Annotated in this window: 1 protein-coding gene; it reads right to left on the reverse strand. The window is 51.7% G+C overall.

Features of this window, described 5'->3' with window-relative positions:
- Positions 1–16: 16 nt before the first annotated feature.
- A protein-coding gene (locus VSR74_RS23180) for an IS3 family transposase (RefSeq protein WP_347796832.1) occupies positions 17–1,104 on the reverse strand; the annotation gives its coding sequence in 2 pieces (ribosomal slippage) (positions 17–867 and positions 867–1,104; 1,089 coding nt annotated over the 2 pieces). This gene is flagged as partial in the annotation.

Raw genomic sequence — 1,104 nt, forward strand, 5'->3', positions numbered from 1 at the left:
TGTAAGCACACCCGTTTTAGTTCCACGCACTTTTTGAGATTTCCGGTTTTTCGGCCATCAGCCGGTACTCCTCCGGTGTCAGGTTATTCAGGGATTCATGAGGTCGCTCGCTGTTGTATTCCATCAGCCAGTGCTCTGTGATTTCCCGCGCTTCATTCAGGGTTCTGAACAGATAAAAATCCAGGATTTCTGTCCGGTACGTCCGGTTAAACCGTTCGATAAAGGCATTCTGCGTTGGTTTTCCCGGTTTGATAAATTCCAGCATCACTCCATGCTCTTCAGCCCACTGTGCCAACGTCAGTGAGACCAGTTCTGGTCCGTTGTCCATCCGCAGTTTCAGTGGATAACCCCGGTTTGCCACTATTCTGTCCAACACCCTGACCACCCGCTGTGCGGGGATATTCAGATCGATTTCTATTGCGGGGGCCTCGCGGTTAAAGTCATCAACCACATTGAAGGTCCGGAAGCGTCTGCCGCAGATCAGCGCATCATGCATAAAATCGATGGACCAGCTCTGGTTAAGCGCTTCCGGCGTAGCCAGTGGCGCCGGGTTACGCGCGGGTAAACGCTGTTTTCCCTTGCGACGAAAATTCAGTTTCAGCAGGCAGTAAATCCGGTGAACGCGTTTATGGTTCCAGGTGTTACCCTGCCTGCGCAGCAACTGGAATAGCTTCTTAAAACCGTATCGCGGGTAGCGCCCTGCCAGCTCAGTCAGCACCTGGATCACCGGTTCATCGCGCCGGGTATCGGACTGGTAAAAATAGACCGTCCTGCTCAGCGATAATGTCCTGCAGGCCTGGCGGATGCTCATGGCAAATTGTGCCGTCAGATAGCTGACGAGCTCCCGCTTTATCGCTGGTTTTAAAGCTTTTTTTCGATAACGTCTTTCAGTGCCCGGCATTCAAGGCTGAGATCAGCAAACATCTGTTTGAGGCGACGGTTTTCATCCTCCAGGTCTTTCATCTTTTTGATATCAGAAGCTTCCATACCGCCAAACTTCGCTTTCCAGTTGTAATAGCTGGCTTCAGAGATACCGGCTTCACGGCAGACATCCTTAACGGTACGTCCGGCTTCGACAGACTTCAGAACGGCAATGATCTGGTG

This window comes from Pseudocitrobacter cyperus (assembly GCF_039889165.1).
Lineage (GTDB): Bacteria > Pseudomonadota > Gammaproteobacteria > Enterobacterales > Enterobacteriaceae > Pseudocitrobacter > Pseudocitrobacter cyperus.